Origin of the sequence: Mycobacterium colombiense, assembly GCF_001672755.1 — a bacterium.
Lineage (GTDB): Bacteria > Actinomycetota > Actinomycetes > Mycobacteriales > Mycobacteriaceae > Mycobacterium > Mycobacterium colombiense_C.
The window spans coordinates 85,285-103,721 of the sequence record NZ_LZKI01000064.1; the positions used below are offsets into that span (position 1 = coordinate 85,285).

An 18,437-nucleotide genomic window follows, 5' to 3' on the forward strand; every position below is an offset into this window, starting at 1 on the left:
GACGAACCCGTCGCCGCAAGCAGTTTCGCTTCACGCAGCTTTTAGCGCTGTAAGACAATGGAATTCGGCTTTCTTCCACCAGAGGTGAACTCTGGCCGGATGTACGCGGGCCCCGGCTCGGGCTCGCTGCTGGCTGCCGCGGGAAGCTGGGACTCGCTGTCGGCCGAGCTGGGCTTCACGGCCGCGGTCTACGAATCGGTGCTGTCCGGCCTGACCGGTTTGTACTGGCACGGGCCCGCCGCCCAGGCGATGGCCGCGAGTGCGGCGCCCTATGTGGCGTGGCTGTATGCGACCGCCGAGCGTGCACAGCAGACGGCCATGCAGGCCCGGGTGGCCGCCGCGGCCTACGAGCTGGCGCATGCCATGACCGTGCCCCCGCCCGCGGTCGCGGCCAACCGCACCCAACTGGCCACGCTGGTGGCAACGAACTTCTTCGGCCAGAACACCGCGGCGATCGCGGCCACCGAAGCCCAGTACGCCGAATACTGGGCTCAGGACGCCGCAGCGATGTATGGCTATTCCGCCAGTTCTGCTGCGGCGGTGCAGTTCTCACCATTTTCCTCCCCGCGCCAGACCACCACCACCGATGCGACGACGGCGCAACAGGATGCCGTCGTCCAAGCCGCCGCCAACGCGTCGAACTCTGGCACGGACTCGGGATCGGACGTGGTGGTGGTGAACTCCTCGGCTTCCAATTCGTCGTCGGAACTCTTCCGATTCCTTGACACCATCCAGGGCGCCCAGACCACGTTCAGATCCATCTTCACCGCCGAGGGGACCACTTCCGGAATCATCCAGGCCGACAAGAACTTAGGGATTCTGCCGAACCTGGGCGCGATCCCGGCCGCGCTGCCCAAATCTCCCGCCCTCAGCGGCGCGACGTCGGGACTGGGCAACGTCAACGCGGTACTCGCGCGTGCCGAACGGATCGGCCCGATGTCGGTGCCCGCCGGCTGGGCCAGCGCGACAGGCAACCAAGTCGCGGCATTGCCGGGCGGCGGCTTGTCCGACCTGACGGCGAGCGACGCGGTCGCCCGGGCCGGGTCCGCGACGCCCGGCGTCCCCGGGATCCCGGGCGGGACGGTCAGGCGGGCGACACTCGTGGTCCCGCGCTACGGCAGACGGATCACGGTGATGACGCGTCCACCCGCGGCCGGTTGACGGAAACTCAGCCCGTCGGGGGCTGCGGCGACTCGGGTGGCGCGGGCGGCCCGGGCGGCGTCGGCGGTACCGCGGGGGCGAACTTCCAGTTGTCCGGGTTCTTCGGCGAATAGACCACCGGGAAAAGCTGGCCGATGGTCGGCCATTGATTCACGTCCACGGCCATGCGCTGATAGACCGCGTGTTCGTTCACGGTGGGCCCGTTGATCACGCCGGCGATGGTCACGAACTGCTCGCCGGTGGCGTCGGGCCGGGGGCTGATCCCGGTGACCAGCAGCGTGCCGCTCAGCAGCTCACCGCGGGGGCCACGCGGGACGAACCGCTGGACGAGGAACACGCCCAATATCGCCACCAGCAGGAGCAGCAGTCCGAATTCCCACACGAGGCCATGGTAGGTCCGTGATAAGACTGCGTGATGAATCGCACCGGCGATCTGGCGCTGGCGCTCATGCTGGCCGACCGCGCAGACACGTTGACGTCCGCTCGATTCGGCGCGCTGGACCTGCGCGTCGACACCAAACCCGACCTGACGCCGGTGACCGACGCCGATCGCGCGGTGGAAGCCGAGCTGCGCGAGGCGCTCGGGCGCGAACGACCGGAGGACAGCATCGTCGGCGAAGAGTTCGGCGGCGACACGACGTTCACCGGACGTCAGTGGATCATCGACCCGATCGACGGCACCAAGAACTTCGTGCGCGGGGTGCCGGTGTGGGCCACCCTGATCGCACTGCTGCACGACGGTGTCCCCGTCGTCGGTGTCGTCAGCGCGCCGGCATTGCAGCGCCGGTGGTGGGCCGCGCACACCCAGGGCGCCTTCGTCGCGGTCAACGGTGCGCCGGCCCGTCGTCTCTCGGTTTCCTCAGTGGCCCAACTGAATTCGGCCAGTCTTTCGTTCTCCAGCCTGTCCGGGTGGGCGCAACTCGGTGTGCGGGACCGGTTCATCGCGCTGACCGATGCGGTGTGGCGAGTGCGCGCCTTCGGCGACTTTCTGTCCTATTGCCTGCTCGCCGAAGGGGCGGTCGATATCGCCGCCGAACCGGAAGTGTCGGTGTGGGATCTCGCCGCACTCGACGTCCTGGTGCGCGAGGCGGGCGGGGCGCTGACCGCGTTGGACGGCACCGCGGGGCCGCATCACGGCAGCGCCGTGGCCACCAACGGCCTGCTGCAACAGCAGGTGCTCGGCAGCCTCTCGGTCCCGCCGGTGTGAATTAGTTAACAGGTGTTCTCTCCGATCTTACTCCGGAGTAAGATCGGAGATATCCGCATTGCCCGTCGACCTGAGGCTGCTGAAAAATGACCGGTTCCGGTTCCAAAGAGACTTCACAATCCGTCCGCTCCCGCGTCAAACGGCGCGACCACAAGTCCGCGGTCGGGCTACAACCACACAAGCGCACCGGCATCGACATCGCGATCGCGCTGATCACCCCGCTGGTCGGGCAGGAGTTCCTGGACAAGTACCAGCTGCGCGACCCGCTCAACCGCGCCCTGCGCTACGGCACGAAGACCGTCTTCTCCACCGCCGCCACTTCTTCTCGGGAGTTCAAGCGGATCCAGAACCTGCGCGGTGGGCCGACCCGGCTCAAGTCCAGCGGCAAGGACTACTTCGACCTGACGCCCGACGACGAGCAGAAGATGATCGTCGAGACTCTCGACGAGTTCGCCGAGGAGGTGCTGCGCCCCGCCGCGCACGACGCCGACGAGGCGGCGACCTACCCGCACGAACTGATCAGCAAGGCCGCCGAGCTCGGCATCACCGCGATCAACATCCCCGAGGACTTCGACGGCATCGCCGCGCACCGGTCCAGCGTGACCAACGTGCTGGTCGCCGAGGCGCTGGCCTACGGCGACATGGGTCTGGCGTTGCCACTGCTGGCGCCGGGAGGCGTGGCCTCCGCGCTGACCCACTGGGGTAGCGCCGACCAGCAGGCCACCTATTTGCCCGAGTTCGCCGGTGAGAACGTGCCCCAGGCGTGCGTGGCCATCGCCGAGCCGCAGCCGCTCTTCGACCCCACCCGGCTCAAGACCACAGCGGTGCGCACCCCGAGCGGGTACCGCCTCGACGGGGTGAAGTCGTTGGTCCCGGCCGCCTCCGACGCGGAGCTGTTCATCGTCGGCGCGCAACTGGACGGCAAGCCGGCGTTGTTCGTCGTCGAGTCTTCGTCCAAAGGCGCTAGCGTGAAAGCGGATCCGAGCATGGGGATTCGCGCGGCGGCCCTGGGCCACCTGGAACTGTCCGGGGTGACGGTGCCACCGAACGCGCGGCTCGGCGAGGACGAGGCGACCGATGAGGATTACTCCGAGGCGATCGCGCTGGCCCGGCTGGGCTGGGCGGCGCTGACGGTCGGCACCTCGCACGCGGTCCTCGACTACGTCGTTCCGTACGTGAAGGAGCGCGAGGCCTTCGGTGAGCCGATCGCTCACCGGCAGGCGGTCGCCTTCATGTGCGCCAACATCGCCATCGAACTGGACGGGCTGCGCCTGATCACCTGGCGCGGCGCCGCGCGGGCCGAGCAAGGCCTGCCGTTCGTCCGCGAGGCGGCCCTGGCCAAGCGTCTGGGCGCCGACAAGGGCATGCAGATCGGCCTGGACGGCGTTCAGCTGCTCGGCGGCCACGGCTACACGAAAGAGCACCCGGTCGAGCGCTGGTACCGCGACCTGCGGGCCATCGGCGTCGCCGAGGGCGTCGTCGTCATCTAGGCCGGTATCCAACTCGAACTGAAAGTTCAATCATGGCAATTAATCTGGAACTTCCCCGCAAGATGCAGGCGGTAACGACGAAGACGCATCAGGGCGCCGCCGAGTTGATGCGGCCGATCGCCCGCAAGTATGACCTCAAGGAGCACGCCTACCCGGTCGAGCTGGACACGCTGTTCAGTCTCTTCGAAGGGGCTTCGGAGTCAATCGAATTCGCAGGAGCGAACGCGCTGGGCGGCGAGGACGAAGAACGGGACAAGAACCACAACGGCGCCAACATGGCCGCGTTGCTGCAGACGCTGGAAGCCAGCTGGGGCGACCTGGCGATGATGCTGTCAGTCCCCTATCAGGGGCTGGGGAACGCGGCCATCTCCGCCGTCGCCAACGAGGAACAGCTGCAACGCCTGGGCAAGGTGTGGGCGGCGATGGCCATCACCGAGCCCGGCTTCGGATCGGACTCGGCGGCCGTGTCGACGACCGCCACCCTGGACGGCGACGAGTACGTGATCAACGGCGAGAAGATCTTCGTCACCGCGGGATCACGCGCCACCCACATCGTGGTGTGGGCGACGCTGGACAAGTCACAGGGCCGGGCGGCGATCAAGTCGTTCGTCGTGCCGCGTGAGCACCCCGGTGTCACGGTCGAACGGCTGGAGCACAAGCTCGGCATCAAGGGTTCCGACACCGCGGTCATCCGATTCGACAACGCCCGCATCCCAAAGGAAAACCTGCTCGGCAACCCCGAAATCGAGGTGGGCAAAGGTTTTTCCGGAGTGATGGAGACCTTCGACAACACCCGGCCCATCGTCGCGGCCATGGCGGTCGGTGTCGGCCGCGCCGCGTTGGAGGAGATTCGCAAGATCCTCACCGAGGCCGGCGTGGAGATCTCCTACGACAAGCCCTCGCACGTCCAGAGTGCGGCAGCATCGGAGTTCTTGCGGATGGAAGCCGACTGGGAGGCCGCCTACCTGCTGTCGCTGCGTGCGGCATGGCAAGCCGACAACAAGATCCCCAACTCCAAAGAAGCCTCGATGAGCAAGGCCAAGGCCGGCCGGATGGCCACCGACGTCACGCTCAAGACCGTCGAATTGGCCGGCACCGCAGGCTATTCCGAGCAATTGCTGCTGGAGAAGTGGGCGCGCGACTCGAAGATCCTGGACATCTTCGAAGGCACCCAACAGATTCAGCAGTTGGTGGTCGCCCGCCGCCTGCTCGGCCTGTCCTCCGCCGAACTCAAGTAGCGATCACGTAGCGGCCCTCTGCGCCGAACGTGCAACCACGGCGGAATATTGACGATTTTTTCGCCGTGAGTACACGTTCGGCGAAACCTACGCAGCGATCGCGTTCAGTCGCTCGCGGGCTTCGTCGTCCAGTTGGATGGACGCGACGTCCATGTTCTCTTCCAGGTGACTCAGCGACGAGGTGCCGGGGATCAGCAGCACGTTGGACGCCACGCCGAGCGTCCACGCCAACGCGACCTGAGCCGGGGTGCGGCCCAGGCGCTGCGCGATCTCCTGGACCACCGGGTGGCTGAGCACCGGGTTGGGCTGCATGAAGGCCGCGCCGAGCGGGAAGAACGGGACGAAGGCGATTCCGCGCGCCTCGCATTCCTCGAGCACCGGGGCCGACTCCCGGTGCACCAGGTTGAATGCGTTTTGCACACAAGCGATCTCGGTGCGCCCCAAGGCATGTAGCAGGTGGTCGCGGTTGACGTTGCTCAGCCCGACGCCGCCGATCAGCCCCCGGTCGCGGGCCTCGATCATGGCCGAGAGTTGATCGTCGAACTCCTGGTCCGGACCGTCGCTTTCGAATACCCGCAGGTTGACCACCGCCAGTCGCTCGACGCCGAGGCTGCGCAGGTTCGTTTCGATGTCGCGGCTCAACTCGGCCGGCGCACCGGCCGGCAGCCAGGCGCCCTTGTCGTCGCGGCGCCCGCCGACCTTGCTGACCAGCGCCAGGTTCCGCGGATAGGGATGTAATGCGGCACGAATCAGTTCGTTGGCGATGTCGGGTCCGTAAAACTGCGAGGTGTCGATGTGGTCGACGCCGAGGTCGACCGCGCGGCGCAGCACGGCCAGCGCCTCGTCGCGGTCGCGCGGCGGACCGAAAGCATTGGGCCCGGGCAACTGCATGGCCCCGAAGCCGACGCGGTTGACCGAAAACCCACCGAGTGGAAAGGGATCCATACGGTGAGGTTAGCGTCGAAGGATGGACACGTTTCACGCGCTCGTCGCGCGCCAAGATGGAGACCGGATAACCGCGTCGGTCGAGACGCTGAACCACTCCGAGCTGCCGCCCGGCGATGTGACCATCCGGGTCCTGTATTCCAGCGTGAACTACAAAGATGCGCTGGCGCTGACGCCAGGTGGCGGCGTGGTGCGCAACTACCCGGTGGTCCCCGGCATCGACCTGACCGGTGAGGTCGTGGAGTCGACGTCCGCCGACTTCGCCGTCGGAGACCAGGTACTGGCCCACGGGTATGCCATCGGCACCGGCCACCACGGCGGCTACGCCGAGTACGCACGCTTGCCCGCCGACCAGGTGGTGGCGCTCGGCGCGTTGAGCCCGCACGAGGGCGCCGCGATCGGAACGGCGGGCTTCACCGCCGCGATGAGCGTGCAGGCGCTGATCGACTGGGGCATCACGCCGGACGCCGGTCCCATCGTCGTCACCGGAGCCACCGGCGGCGTCGGTTCGGTCAGCGTGGACCTGCTGGCGGCCGCCGGCTATCAAGTCGTCGCCTCGAGCGGCAAGACGGAGGCCGCCGGCCGCCTCAAAGCCCTTGGCGCCGTGGAGGTTATCGGCCGGCTGCCCGCGGACCGCGACGCCAAGCCACGGCCGCTGGGCAAGGCGCGTTGGGCGGGCGGGGTGGACTGTGTCGGCGGCGCGACGCTGGCCGACGTGCTCAGCACCGTCGATTACGGCGGCGCGGTGGCGGCCAGCGGCCTCACCGGTGGCCCAGCCCTGCACACCACGGTGCTGCCCTTCATCCTGCGCGGCGTCGCGTTGCTGGGCATGGACTCGGTGCTGATGCCGATCGGACCGCGCCGCGAATTGTGGTCCCGGCTCGGCGATTCGTTGCGGCCACGTCACCTGGACTCGCTGGTCAGCGACGTCGACGTGAAGGACGTCGTCGGCGTGATCGATCAGGTGCGCGCCGGGAAATTCTCCGGCCGGGCCGTGGTGCGGGTCGCGGGCGGATTTTGAGCGGCCAGTAGGCTCTGCTGGCATGCGCGCGGTACAGGTGACTCGGCTCGATGGTCCGGACGCGGTCGAGTTGACCGACATCGACGAACCGTCGGGCGACGGGGTCCTCGTCGACGTGCACGCCGCCGGGGTCGCCTTCCCGGACGCCCTACTCACCCGGGGTCTGTACCAATACCGCCCCGAGCTGCCGTTCGTCCTCGGTGCCGAGATCGCCGGTGTGGTGCGATCCGCACCCGAGGGCGCGCACGTGCGCGCCGGCGACCGGGTCGTCGGCCTCACGATGCTGTCCGGCGGCATGGCCGAGGTCGCGGTGCTGGCCCCGGACCGGGTGTTCAAGCTGCCCGACAACGTGAGCTTCGAGGCGGGCGCCGGCCTGCTGTTCAACGACCTGACGGTGTACTTCGCGCTGACCGTTCGGGGTCGGCTGCAGCGGGGCGAGACGGTTTTGGTGCACGGCGCGGCCGGAGGCATCGGGACCTCGGCGCTGCGGCTGGCGCCGGCGCTGGGCGCGTCCCGGACCATCGCCGTGGTCAGCACCCAGGACAAGGCCGACATCGCGACGGCCGCGGGCGCGACCGATGTGGTGCTGGCCGACGGCTTCAAGGACGCGGTCAAGGAGTTGACCCACGGCCGTGGTGTCGACATCGTCGTCGACCCGGTCGGCGGCGACCGGTTCACCGATTCCGTGCGCTCGCTTACTCCCGGCGGGCGGCTGCTGGTCGTCGGGTTCACCGGCGGCGAGATTCCCACCGTCAAGGTAAACCGGTTGCTGCTCAACAACGTTGACGTGGTCGGCGTGGGTTGGGGCGCCTGGGCGGGGACGCATCCGGGCGCGCTGGCCGAGCAGTGGGCCGGACTCGAGCGATTGCTCACTTCCGGGGAGCTGGCCCCGCCCGAGCCGGTGACCTACCCGCTGGAAGAAGCCGGGGCCGCCGTCGCATCCCTGGAGAATCGCAGCGCCAAGGGCAAGGTCGTGCTGCGCGTTCGCGGTTAGGCGCTGCACTTGTCCCCAGCTGCCCCAGTGGTTTCGGCGCGGGGCAGTCGACTGTTTGCCCGCCTCGTAGCGACATTCGCCCGCCGGCTGCACGCGTCACTGGTGTTGTCGCTGTGAGGTGGGCGCACGACAAGTCCTGCCCGGCGGAGACGCCTGTGGCGATTGTGACGAGCGCGGGACGGTGACGACGACGGCTCGCGCCGGCCCTGGTGCGGCCGCCTGCCGGCGACCCTTGTGCGGTCCAAAAAGAGAAAGTAATGTCACTTTCAGTTTTGTAATCTCGCTCGCCACCCAGCTGGTCCCCACCGGAGGAGCCGTCCATGGAATCCTTTGTGCACCTGCGAAAAGGCCGAACACCGCGCCGCCTGCACGCCGACCTCGAAGGCCTTAAGGACGACGAGTTGGGCCGGGGCGGCTTCACCGGCCGCACCGCCAACCTGTACCGGCGTCACGACCCCACCGCGTACCGATCGGTCGGCCCACTGCGGCCCATCGATGTGCTGTCCAGTGAGCTCAAGCCCAGCGACGCCACCGAGGCTGACGGTGGACCGCTGCTGATGTTCAGCAACGACGACTGCCGAATCCTGTTGAGCCGTCGTCACGAGCCGATGCCGTTCTTCGTCCGTCACGTCGACGGCGACCTGCTGTGCTTCGTGCATCAGGGCAGCGGCCTGGCCGAGACCGAATTCGGGCCGCTGCGCTACCGGGAGGGCGACTGGCTGTACATCCCGAAGGCATGCACCTGGCGCCAGCTACCCGACAGCGCGACGACGATGCTGATGATCGAGGCCACCGACGAGTTCCGGGTGCCGCCACCCGGCGCGCTGGGCCGCCACTTCCCCTTCGACCCGTCGCAGGTCGTCATCCCCGAGCCGGCGCCGGCCGACGAGGCCGACGGCGAATTCGAGGTTCGGCTCATCCACGAAGGCGGCCCGACAACGCTGTTCTACCAACATAATCCGCTCGACGTCGAGGGCTGGCGCGGCGACAACTTCGCATTCACGTTCAACATCGCCGACTACAACGTGGTCACCTCCGACAGTGTCCACCTGCCGCCGACGGTGCACCTGTTCATGCAGGCCACCGGCGTCTACGTGATGAACTTCCTGCCCAAGCCCGCCGAGGGGATTCCGGGCACCGAACGCACACCGTGGTATCACCGCAACGTCGACTACGACGAGATCGCCTTCTTCCACGGCGGCTCGCTGTACGGCATCCCGATGCCGCCCGGTTTGATTTCCCATGCGCCGCAAGGGGTTCACCACGGCGCACCGGAGAAGGCGCGCGAACGGGCGCGCCGCAAGTTCGACGACTACTCCCGCGTCGACTGGCAGGTAATCGCCATCGACACGCGCCGGCGGCTCACCCCGTCGGCCGAGGTACTGGCCCACGACCTAGGACAACACTGATGACGCAAGCGCAAGCCGTGAAACCCAAGAAGCACGAATACGAGCGAATCCCCTATCTCGTTGCCTTCCAGAACAATTCCGGGGTACGAGACGTCTACGGCGGGCTGGCCGAGATCACCGTGCTGGAGAGCTACCTGCTCAAGCCGAAGGACAAGCCGTCGGACACCGTGCTGGTGTTCATGCATCCCATCGGCGGCGGCGCCTACCTGCCGATGATCAACGCGCTGGCGCGGGCCGGCCATCACGTCATCTACTGCAACAGCCGCTTCCGCGGCACCGACTCGGCGCTGCTGATGGAGAAGGTCGTCGAGGATCTCGGCGAGTGCATCAAGGACGCCAAGAAGCGGCTGGGCTACCAGAAGGTGGTGCTGGCCGGGTGGAGTGGCGGCGGTTCGCTGTCGGTGTTCTACCAGCAGCAGGCGCAGAATCCCACCATCACGTCCAGCCCGACCGGCGACGGCCCCGACCTGACCAAACTCGACCTGCCGGCGGCCGACGGCATCATGCTGCTGGCCGCGCACATCAGCCGGCACGGCACGCTGACCGAATGGCTGGACGCGTCGATCCTCGACGAATCCGACCCCGGCAACCGCGATCCCGAACTGGACCTGTACAACCCCGACAACCCCAATCAGCCGCCGTACAGCCAAGAATTCCTGGACCGCTACCGGCAGGCGCAGATCGACCGCAACCGACGCATCACCGCGTGGGTCAGGGCCAAGCTGGCCGAGTTGGCGGCCGCCGGCCGACCCGACGACGAGTTCGGTTTCGTCGTGCACGGCACCATGGCCGACCCGCGCTGGCTGGACCCGGCCGTCGATCCCAACGAACGCGTGCCCGGCACCTGCTATCTGGGGGATCCTCAGGTGGTGAACATGAGCCCGGTCGGGCTGGCCCGGTTCTCCACCCTGCGCGGCTGGCTTTCGCAGTGGAGCTACGACGACGCCCGCGGCGACGCGGTGGCCTGCGGTCCGGACATCGCGATTCCCGCGCTGGTGATCGGTAACCTGGCGGATGACGCCTGCACGCCCAGCCACACCCGGCGGCTGTTCCAGGCGATCGGACACGAGGACAAGGAGATGCACGAAATCCCCGGCGCCACACACTATTACGCGGGCCCCGACCAGCGCGATGCGCTGCGGTCCGCCGTCACCATCGTCACCGACTGGCTGGTACGGCATGATTTCGCGAGTGCCGAATGACGGTGACCGGCCCGCTGGACGGCGTTCGGGTGCTAGAACTGGGCACCCTGATCGCCGGGCCCTTCGCCGGCCGGCTGCTCGGCGACATGGGCGCCGACGTCATCAAGGTGGAACTGCCCAAGGCCCCGGACCCGCTGCGCACCTGGGGTCAGGCCGAGCTCGACGGGCAGCATGTCTTCTGGACGGTGCACGCGCGCAACAAGAAAGCGATCACCCTCGACCTGCGTCATCCCCGTGGGCGTGAACTGTTCTGCGAGCTCGTCGAGAAGTCCGACATCGTGGTGGAGAACTTCCGCCCGGGCACCCTGGAAAAGTGGAACCTGGGTTACGACGTGCTCAGCGAACGCAATCCGGGCATCATCCTGGTCCGGGTGTCCGGCTACGGGCAGACCGGACCGGACGCCACCAAGGCCGGCTACGCGTCGGTCGCCGAAGCGGCCAGCGGGCTGCGCCACCTCAACGGTTTTCCGGGCGGTCCGCCGCCCCGGCTGGCGCTGTCGCTCGGCGACAGCCTGGCCGGCATGTTCGGCGCCCAGGGCGCACTGGCCGCGCTGTACCGGCGCAGCGTCACCGGGCGCGGCCAGGTGGTCGACGTCGCCCTGACCGAATCATGCTTGGCCGTACAGGAATCCACCATCCCCGACTACGACGTCGGCGGCGTGGTGCGCGGGCCGTCGGGCACCCGGCTCGAGGGCATCGCCCCGTCCAACATCTACCGCAGCGCCGACGGCTCGTGGGTGGTGATCGCCGCCAACCAGGACACCGTCTTCGCCCGGCTGTGCAAGGCGATGGGCCGCCCGGAGCTGGCCACCGACGACCGGTTCGCCACGCACGTCGCGCGGGGCCGCAATCAAGACGAACTCGACAACATCATCGGATCATGGGCCGCGGAACGTCAGCCAGGCGAGATCATCGAAACCCTCTCCGCCGCGGGGGTGATCGCGGGGCCGATCAACACCGTCGCCGAGGTGGTCGACGACCCGCAGCTGCGGGCGCGCGGCATGCTGGTCGAGCACTACGACGAGCGCGTGCAGCGCAACGTGTTGGGCCCGGGCATCGTGCCGATGCTCTCGGAATCGCCGGGGCAGGTCCGCAACGCCGGCCCCGCACGCCCCGGCCAGCACAACGACGACGTCTTCATCGGGCTACTGGGCAAGACGGCCGAGGAGCTCGACGAGCTGCGTGCCGAGGAGGTGCTGTGACACACGTCGGCGACGATGCAGAGCGCAGCGATGAGGTGGGGGCACCTCCCGCTTGCGGGGGAGAGCGGCGCCAATGACACACGTCGACATTCGAGAAGTGGCCCTGCGCGACGGTCTGCAGATCGAAACGCCAATTCCGTTGTCGGCCAAGCTTGAACTGCTGGCCGCGGTGGCGGCCACCGGGGTTCGCGAGGTCGAGGTCACCGCGTTCGTCTCGCCCACCAAGGTGCCGTCGATGGCCGATGCCGCCGAGCTGGCCGCCCATTTGCATGACTATCCCGACATCGAATTCTCGGCCCTGGTGGCCAGCCCCAACGGCGCCAGGCGGGCAGTCGCCGCGGGGCTGCGCTCCATCGAATACGTGGTGGCCGCCGACGACACCTTCAGCAAAGCCAACGTCGGGCGCACCAGCACCGAGGCCACCAACCAGATCGACGAGATCCTGACCATCGCGCACGACGGCGACGCCACCGTGGAAGTCGTCATCGCCACCGCCTGGGACTCACCGTTCGAAGGCCCGACCCCGCCCCAGCGGGTTCTCGAGATCGCCGCGGCCGCCCGCGACCGCGGCGCAGACCGCCTGTCGATCGCCGACACCATCGGCACCACCACCCCGGGCCGGGTGAGTTCGCTGATCGCACAACTTCGTCCGGTGATCGGCGACCTGCCGTTGGGCGGACATTTCCACAACACCCGCGGCTCCGGACTGGCCAGCGCCTACGCCGCGGTCAACTCCGGGGTGACCCGGTTGGACGCCTCGGTCGGCGGTCTGGGCGGCTGCCCCTTCGCGCCGGGCGCCACCGGCAACATCGCCACCGAGGATCTCGTATACCTGCTGGCCGACAGCGGCATCGACGTGGACGTCGACCTGCAGGCCGCCATCGCCGCCGCCGGCGTGGCCAAGTCGGCGGTGGGTCACGACCTGCCGAGCGCCCTGTTGCGCGCCGGCGACCGGATGCGGAACTGATGTCCGCCCCGGAGGCGAACCGCGAGCTGACCGCCAAAGGCCGCCAGACCAGGCAGGCGATCGAACAAGCCGCCCGAAAGCTGTTCGCCGAAAGGGGTTTTCACGGCACCACCCTCGCCGACATCACCTCGGCCGCGGGAAAATCACCCGCGGTGTTCTACCGATACTTCACCGATAAGGAAGACCTGCTGGCCGCCCTCGCGGAATCGTTCCTGCACGAGGTGGTGGCGCCGTCGGGACTCAGCGTGCACCTGCCGGACTCTCCCCCGCAAGCGGCTGGGGGTACCTCCCGCGTGGGGGGGAGTGCCCCCACCGACGACGACGACTTTTTCACCGCGGTGGTCACCGGCTACTGGAACATGTTCAAGCAGAACATCGGCATCATGATCGCCATGGCCCAGCTGGCCGCCACCCAGCAGCGCTTCGCCGCCGTCCAGAACGAATTCCGGCGGTTCGGAATCGATCTCGTGGCGGCCTCGGTGCGCCGCGCGCAGGAACAGGGCTACGGCACCGAGCTGCACCCCCAGCACACGGCGGCGGCCATCGCGTTGCTGTTCGAGAACTTCACCACGGTGTTCGTCGGGCCATCTGGCCCCGCGGGGTTGGGCGTGGACCTCAGCGACGACGACGCCATCGCGACCTTGTCGACGATCTGGAAGAAAACCCTGTACGGCGACCTCACGAAATCGTAGGAGAAGACGTGGATTTCACTCTGCCAGAACATCTTCCGGGCCTGCTCGCCGAGATGGACGAGTTCATCGAGACCGAGATCAAGCCGCTGGAACGCGAGAACATGCAGTACTTCGACCAGCGCCGCGAGCACGCGCGCACCGATTGGGACAACGACGGGATCCCGACGCGCGAATGGGAGGATCTGCTCTCCGAGATGCGCCGGCGGGCCGATAAGGCGGGCTGGCTGCGCTACGGATTGCCGGCCGCACTGGGTGGCCGCGACGGCAGCAACGTCGACATGGCAATCATCCGGGAACATCTGGCGCACAAGGGGCTTGGCCTGCACAACGACCTGCAGAACGAATCGTCGATCGTCGGGAACTTCCCGCAGGTGATCATGATGGAGCGGTTCGGCACCGACGAGCAACGCAAGGACTGGTCGGAGGCGCTGATCACCGGGGAGCGGTCCATGGCGTTCGGCCTGACCGAGCCGCAACACGGATCGGATGCCACCTGGCTGGAGACGCACGCCGAACGAGACGGCGACAGCTGGGTGATCAACGGCTCCAAGCGGTTCAACACCGGCGTGCACCGCGCGACCCACGACCTGGTCTTCGCGCGCACCTCCGGCGAGCCGGGGGCCGCGTTCGGCATCACCGCGTTCCTGGTGCCCACCGACGCGCCCGGCTTCAACGTCCCCTACTACTGGTGGACCTTCAACATGCCCACCGACCACGGCGAAGTCGAGTTGACCGATGTTCGAATTCCCGCCGACGCGGTGCTCGGCGACGTGGACCGCGGCCTGGAGGTCGCCCAGACCTTCCTGCACGAGAACCGGATTCGGCAGGCGGCGAGCAGCCTGGGCGCGGCGCAGTACTGTATTGACCGCGCCGCCGAATACGCGGCCGGCCGAAAGGTATTCGGCAAGCCGCTGTCGGTGAACCAGGCCGTGCAGTGGCCGCTGGCCGAGCTGCAGACCGAAGCGCAGATGGTGCGGCTGCTCGTGCAGTACGCCGCCTGGCATCTGGACCGCGACCACCACATGGAGGTCTCCGACAAGGTGTCGATGGCGAACTACCGCGCCAACCGGCTGGTCTGTGACGCCGCCGACCGCGCCATGCAGGTCTACGGCGGCCTCGGCTACAGCCGGCACGAGCAGTTCGAACACATCTACCGCCATCACCGCCGCTACCGGATCACCGAGGGCGCAGAGGAGATCCAGATTCGCCGGGTCGCGCAGCGGCTGTTCAAATTCGGCAAGAAGTGATGGACAGCGACGAGTCGGCGGAACTGGGCACCAAACTGGCCAGGGTGCTCACGGCGGCCGTCGGCGCCGACACCGCGGTCGAGAATCTGCGCGCGCTGACCGGTGGCGCCAGCAGAACCACCTGGGCGTTTGAGGTCGTCATCAACGCGCAGCGTCGTGCGCTGATCTTGCGCACCGGCCCACCCGACGATGTGCACGCCGGCATGGAACTGGAAGCCAGGACGCAGGCGGCCGCGGCGGCCGCCGGGGCGCCGGTCCCCCACGTGCTGATCGCCGACAATTCCCCTGCCGCACTTGGCAATCCGTATTTGATCTGTGACGCGATCAAGGGCGAGACCATCGTGCGGCGCATCCAGCGCCAGCTCGACGGCGCCGACGGGCACGCGGCGCGCACCCGATTGCTGCAGCAATGCGCGCACGCGGTGGCCGCCATCCACCGCGCCGACACCGACATCCCGGACCTGACGCACGAGGACCAACTCGCCGAATGGCGCCAGCGCCTCGACGACATGGGCGACACCACCGCGACATTCGAATGGGGGTTCCGCTGGCTGGCCGCCCACCGTCCGCAGCAGTCGCCGGCGGTGTTGGTGCACGGGGACTTTCGGATGGGCAACCTCATCGTCGACGGATCCAACCTCGCCGCGGTGCTGGACTGGGAGCTGGTGCACGTCGGGCAGGCCTACGAAGACCTGGCGTGGTTCTGCATCCGGGCCTGGCGATTCGGCGCCCCGGCCAGCCTCGGCGCCGGCGGCCTGGGCAGCATCGAAAGCTTCCTGCGCGCCTACGAGCAGGCCAGCGCGACTACCGTCGACCGGGTGGCATTTCACTGGTGGCTGGTGCTGGCCACCTTGCGCTGGGGTGTCATCTGCCGCTTCCAGGCCGAACGGCACCTGAGCGGGCAACATCGCTCGGTCGAGTTGGCCACCATCGGGCGCCGAGTCTGCGAGACCGAGTGGGACCTGCTCAACCTGCTCGAGGCGCCCGATGACGATGCGCGCCGCTGGGCGGCGCGAGGAGGAAGCGGGCGATCGGGGCTGGGCCCATGATCGGCGCATACGGCCGCCCGCTGGCCGCCGAACTCGTGGCCGCGGTCGCCGAATTCCTGGAAAGCGATGTGCGCGGTGCGACCGAAGGACAGGTCAACTTCCACGCCCGGGTCGCCGCCAACGCGCTGCGCATCGTCGAGCGCGAACTGCTCGACGAGAGCGAAGCGGAATCCCGCACCGCGCTGGCCGGCCTGGGCTTCGCCGACGAGGAACAGCTGGCCGCGGCGATACGGGCCGGCGAGCTGGACGGGCGAGCCGACCAGGTGACCGCCTGCCTGCGCACCCTGGTGCGACGCCGATTGGCCGTCGCCCACCCCGGATACGACACCGAATAGCCCGGCCATCAGCGAGGAGCCAGACATGCCCGCTTCCAGCACCGAGACCGTCCTCGACGCGGCCAACCGCCTGTTCACGGCGATCGAGCGGAGCGACGTCGCCGCGGTTGACGCGATGTGGAGCAACGACATCGCGGTGTGGCGGGTCGGCTCACGGCGCGACGACGACAAGGCCCGCGCGATGCGGGTCATCGATTGGTTCATCGGCGCGACGACGCAGCGCCGCTACGAGATTTTGGACCGGCAGCTCTTCGATGACGGATCCGCCCGGGGCTTCGTTCAGCAGCACATCTTGCACGCCACCGGGCATGCCGGGCAGTCGATCTCGCTGCGGGTCTGCATCGTGATCCGGGTCGGTACCGACGGCCTGATCGAGCGGATCGACGAGTATTTCGACCCGGCCGGGATCGCGCCGCTGATGAACTAGCGCTAGATTCGCCACGACACATTGGGGGTGACGATGACGACCTTGGAGACACTGCTTCACGATCCCGACATGGCCGGCGTGTGGAACCTGGCCCCGGATCGCTCGGCCATCACTTTCAAGATCAGGAACATGTGGGGCCTGCTGAACGTCAAGGGCCGCTTCACCGACTTCACCGGCGACGGCCAACTGACCGGCAAGGGAGCGGTTTTCGGCCGGGTGGACATCCGGACCGCCTCGCTGGACACGGGCATCGGCCGTCGGGACAAACACCTGCGCTCGGCCGACTTCTTCGACGTCGACCGCTTCGCGGAGATCAGCGTCGTCGTCACGGCGGTGCAGCCGACCAAAGGCAGGGCCGCGGACCTGCGGACCACATTCACCATCAAGGGCGTCACCGCGGAGGTGCAGCTGCCCGTGACGATCTCCGAGCTCGACGACGGCTCGATCCGAATCACCGGTGAAACCAAGCTCGATCGGGACCGGTTCGACCTGGGTTGGAACCAGCTCGGCATGGTGAGCTCGACGGCAACGGTCGCGGCCGACGCCATCTTCGTGCGGGTATCGCAGTAGGGATTTCTGCGGGCACCCCGCTGAACCGGGTGCGACACCAGTAGCATCTGCACCGTGCCCGACTCCACCATCGCCCTGCGGATCCTCGTCTACAGCAGCAATGTGCAAACCCGCGAGCGGGTGATGCGTGCGCTGGGCAAGCAGCTGCATCCCGATCTGCCCGAACTGAGCTACGTCGAGGTGGCGACCGGGCCCATGGTGGTGGCGACGATGGACAAGGGCGGCATCGACTTGGCCATCCTGGACGGCGAGGCCTCCCCGACCGGTGGCATGGGAATCGCAAAGCAGCTCAAAGACGAACTCGAGACCTGCCCACCCCTGGTCGTGCTGACCGGGCGGCCCGACGATGCGTGGTTGGCCTCCTGGTCGCGCGCCGAGGGCGCGGTGCCGCATCCCATCGACCCCATCCTGCTGGGCCGCACGGTGCTCAGCCTGCTGCGAGCACCGGTTCGCTGATTCGTTCCACGCCGCGTCTTTGCCGCGGCCGTTGATTCCCGGCCGTCAAACGCGGCAGTCCTGACCACTTCGGCGGCCGATGCCACCGCGACCGCCGCTACTCGCGACGTTGCTGACGGCGGACCATCCGCCCTGGCGACGCCCCTGATCTTTGGTGCCGCTGCGATCGGCGTCGCCGCGCCTTTGCTGGTGCTCATCGAGCGGTTGGTGCGGCGGATCGCGTCCGGCGGCGAGCGTTGGTTGTACCTGCTATCGAGTTTGCGCAGCACAGCGCGACATGGCACCGCCAATACTGCAAAACGCCCACCCCGGACAAGCGCGCCGCACGCCGCGACGCTATGTTGTAAATCACTGTGACGGGCCTCAGACCCGGTTCGTCACAGCAGCCCGGTTACCGCCTGGCCGCTGCAGGCGGCTCGTACGACGGATCATGGAGCGAGTTGAACGTCTACATACCCATCCTGGTGCTAGGCGCCATCGCCACTGCCTTCGCCGTGGGCTCGGTGGCGATCGCGAGCCTGGCCGGCCCGTCACGTTTCAACAAGTCGAAGATGTCGGCCTACGAATGCGGAATCGAGCCCACCGAGACATCGGTGAGCGGCCCGCATGCGACAGCCGGACAGCGCTTTCCGGTGAAGTACTACCTCACCGCGATGCTGTTCATCGTCTTCGACATCGAAATCGTGTTTCTGTATCCCTGGGCGGTCAGCTATGACGCGCTGGGCACGTTCGCTCTGGTCGAAATGGTGATTTTCATGCTGACGGTTTTCGTGGCCTACGCCTATGTGTGGCGCCGCGGCGGCCTGACGTGGGATTGAGGTAAGA

Annotated in this window: 20 protein-coding genes; 18 read left to right on the forward strand and 2 right to left on the reverse strand. The window is 67.8% G+C overall.

The window, feature by feature from the left end; all coding sequences use genetic code 11:
* Window positions 1-57 precede the first annotated feature (57 nt).
* On the forward strand, window positions 58-1,161 hold the full coding sequence (locus A5708_RS08620; RefSeq protein ID WP_065028211.1) for a PPE family protein: 1,104 nt from the start codon (window positions 58-60) through the stop codon (window positions 1,159-1,161).
* Window positions 1,162-1,168: 7 nt separating this feature from the next.
* On the opposite strand, the gene A5708_RS08625 is transcribed toward A5708_RS08620, so the two are convergent.
* On the reverse strand, window positions 1,169-1,543 hold the full coding sequence (locus A5708_RS08625) for a hypothetical protein (protein ID WP_065028212.1): 375 nt from the start codon (window positions 1,541-1,543) through the stop codon (window positions 1,169-1,171).
* A 33-nt stretch (window positions 1,544-1,576) separates the two neighbouring features.
* Between A5708_RS08625 and hisN the strand changes: the two genes are divergently transcribed.
* The 3 genes from hisN to A5708_RS08640 all read left to right on the forward strand — a co-directional run bounded on the left by hisN (window position 1,577) and on the right by A5708_RS08640 (window position 5,096).
* Window positions 1,577-2,368 carry a histidinol-phosphatase gene (hisN, locus tag A5708_RS08630; protein WP_065028213.1) on the forward strand — a complete coding sequence of 264 codons (792 nt, stop codon included), beginning with the start codon at window positions 1,577-1,579 and terminating at the stop codon, window positions 2,366-2,368.
* Window positions 2,369-2,454: 86 nt separating this feature from the next.
* Entirely contained in the window at window positions 2,455-3,858 is a 1,404-nt protein-coding gene (locus A5708_RS08635) for an acyl-CoA dehydrogenase family protein (protein WP_065028214.1), read from the forward strand.
* Between the two features lie 32 nt (window positions 3,859-3,890).
* Complete coding sequence (locus tag A5708_RS08640; RefSeq protein WP_065028215.1) at window positions 3,891-5,096, forward strand: acyl-CoA dehydrogenase family protein; 1,206 nt, start codon at window positions 3,891-3,893, stop codon at window positions 5,094-5,096.
* A gap of 87 nt (window positions 5,097-5,183) precedes the next feature.
* Here the strand turns inward: A5708_RS08640 and A5708_RS08645 are convergent, their stop codons facing one another.
* Window positions 5,184-6,041 carry an oxidoreductase gene (locus A5708_RS08645; RefSeq protein ID WP_065028216.1) on the reverse strand — a complete coding sequence of 286 codons (858 nt, stop codon included), beginning with the start codon at window positions 6,039-6,041 and terminating at the stop codon, window positions 5,184-5,186.
* Between the two features lie 22 nt (window positions 6,042-6,063).
* Between A5708_RS08645 and A5708_RS08650 the strand changes: the two genes are divergently transcribed.
* From A5708_RS08650 to A5708_RS08715, 14 genes are all read left to right on the forward strand, one after another.
* Window positions 6,064-7,062, forward strand: a complete 999-nt coding sequence (locus A5708_RS08650; protein ID WP_065028217.1) for an acryloyl-CoA reductase — start codon at window positions 6,064-6,066, stop codon at window positions 7,060-7,062.
* Window positions 7,063-7,084: 22 nt separating this feature from the next.
* On the forward strand, window positions 7,085-8,056 hold the full coding sequence (locus A5708_RS08655; protein ID WP_065028218.1) for an NADPH:quinone oxidoreductase family protein: 972 nt from the start codon (window positions 7,085-7,087) through the stop codon (window positions 8,054-8,056).
* 320 nt (window positions 8,057-8,376) lie between these two features.
* The gene (locus A5708_RS08660; protein WP_065028219.1) at window positions 8,377-9,465 is read left to right on the forward strand and encodes a homogentisate 1,2-dioxygenase; all 1,089 of its coding nucleotides are present in this window, start codon (window positions 8,377-8,379) and stop codon (window positions 9,463-9,465) included.
* A complete protein-coding gene (locus A5708_RS08665; protein WP_065028220.1) occupies window positions 9,465-10,667 on the forward strand; it encodes an alpha/beta hydrolase family protein in 1,203 nt (400 codons plus the stop codon). Before A5708_RS08660 ends, A5708_RS08665 begins: the two co-directional genes overlap by 1 nt.
* Window positions 10,664-11,869 (forward strand): CaiB/BaiF CoA transferase family protein, encoded by a 1,206-nt coding sequence (locus A5708_RS08670; protein WP_065028221.1) that lies wholly within the window; start codon window positions 10,664-10,666, stop codon window positions 11,867-11,869. Before A5708_RS08665 ends, A5708_RS08670 begins: the two co-directional genes overlap by 4 nt.
* Before the next feature lie 73 nt (window positions 11,870-11,942).
* A complete protein-coding gene (locus A5708_RS08675; RefSeq protein WP_065028222.1) occupies window positions 11,943-12,836 on the forward strand; it encodes a hydroxymethylglutaryl-CoA lyase in 894 nt (297 codons plus the stop codon).
* Window positions 12,836-13,528 (forward strand): TetR/AcrR family transcriptional regulator, encoded by a 693-nt coding sequence (locus A5708_RS08680; protein ID WP_065028223.1) that lies wholly within the window; start codon window positions 12,836-12,838, stop codon window positions 13,526-13,528. Before A5708_RS08675 ends, A5708_RS08680 begins: the two co-directional genes overlap by 1 nt.
* A gap of 8 nt (window positions 13,529-13,536) precedes the next feature.
* Complete coding sequence (locus A5708_RS08685; RefSeq protein ID WP_065028224.1) at window positions 13,537-14,775, forward strand: acyl-CoA dehydrogenase family protein; 1,239 nt, start codon at window positions 13,537-13,539, stop codon at window positions 14,773-14,775.
* Complete coding sequence (locus tag A5708_RS08690; protein ID WP_065028225.1) at window positions 14,775-15,824, forward strand: phosphotransferase family protein; 1,050 nt, start codon at window positions 14,775-14,777, stop codon at window positions 15,822-15,824. Before A5708_RS08685 ends, A5708_RS08690 begins: the two co-directional genes overlap by 1 nt.
* Window positions 15,821-16,159, forward strand: a complete 339-nt coding sequence (locus tag A5708_RS08695) for a DUF6285 domain-containing protein (RefSeq protein WP_065028226.1) — start codon at window positions 15,821-15,823, stop codon at window positions 16,157-16,159. The genes A5708_RS08690 and A5708_RS08695 overlap by 4 nt, the downstream gene beginning before the upstream one ends.
* A 25-nt stretch (window positions 16,160-16,184) precedes the next feature.
* Entirely contained in the window at window positions 16,185-16,586 is a 402-nt protein-coding gene (locus A5708_RS08700; RefSeq protein ID WP_065028227.1) for a nuclear transport factor 2 family protein, read from the forward strand.
* Between the two features lie 33 nt (window positions 16,587-16,619).
* Window positions 16,620-17,156 (forward strand): YceI family protein, encoded by a 537-nt coding sequence (locus A5708_RS08705; RefSeq protein ID WP_065028250.1) that lies wholly within the window; start codon window positions 16,620-16,622, stop codon window positions 17,154-17,156.
* A gap of 54 nt (window positions 17,157-17,210) precedes the next feature.
* On the forward strand, window positions 17,211-17,612 hold the full coding sequence (locus A5708_RS08710) for a hypothetical protein (RefSeq protein WP_065028228.1): 402 nt from the start codon (window positions 17,211-17,213) through the stop codon (window positions 17,610-17,612).
* A gap of 440 nt (window positions 17,613-18,052) precedes the next feature.
* Window positions 18,053-18,430, forward strand: a complete 378-nt coding sequence (locus A5708_RS08715) for an NADH-quinone oxidoreductase subunit A (protein WP_007772880.1) — start codon at window positions 18,053-18,055, stop codon at window positions 18,428-18,430.
* The last annotated feature ends 7 nt before the right edge of the window (window positions 18,431-18,437 follow it).